Source organism: Verminephrobacter aporrectodeae subsp. tuberculatae At4, assembly GCF_000193225.1.
Classification (GTDB): Bacteria; Pseudomonadota; Gammaproteobacteria; order Burkholderiales; family Burkholderiaceae_C; genus Acidovorax; species Acidovorax aporrectodeae.
On the sequence record NZ_AFAL01000259.1, the window covers coordinates 1 to 574 of the forward strand.

General features: G+C 73.7%; 1 pseudogene. It reads left to right on the plus strand.

Annotated features, from left to right (window positions below):
• Positions 1-574 (plus strand): annotated as a pseudogene (locus tag VTU_RS33510) (translocation/assembly module TamB domain-containing protein); the annotation flags it as partial.

Consider the following 574-nt stretch of genomic DNA (forward strand, 5'->3'; position numbering starts at 1 on the left):
TGCGCTGGAGCAGCCCGGGCCTGTCGGTGGAGGTGCACGAGCTGCGCCTGGGCTGGCAGCTGGCCCCGCTGCTGCACCGCCGCCTGGAACTGGGCGAAGTGCAGGCCGCGCGCGTGCAAATCACCCCCGGGGACGTGGCCGACACCGAACCCGTGCAGGCCCCCACGCAGTTGCTGCTGCCGCTGCGCATCGGCGCGTCGTTTCGCGTGCAGCAGTTGCAATGGGCCGCAGCGCCCGCCGTGCAGGCCACGGGCCTGGTGGGGGACTACCGCTTCGACGGACACGAGCACCGCCTGCGTATCGGCGGCGTGGAACTCGCGCAGGGCCGCTACAGCGCCAGCGCCACGCTGCAGGCGCTCGCGCCCATGGCCATCGAAGCCACGCTGGACGGCAGCCTGCACACCGCGCTGCCCGGCGGCGCAACCATGCCCGTGAGCGCGCAGGCCAGGCTGCGCGGAACCCTGGCCACGCCCGCGGCGCAGTTGCAACTGCAAATGCAGCTGCGCCCCACCGCTCCTGGCACGGCGCCAACCGCGGAGTCCATGCAGGCTGACCTGCAGGCCACGCTCGCGCC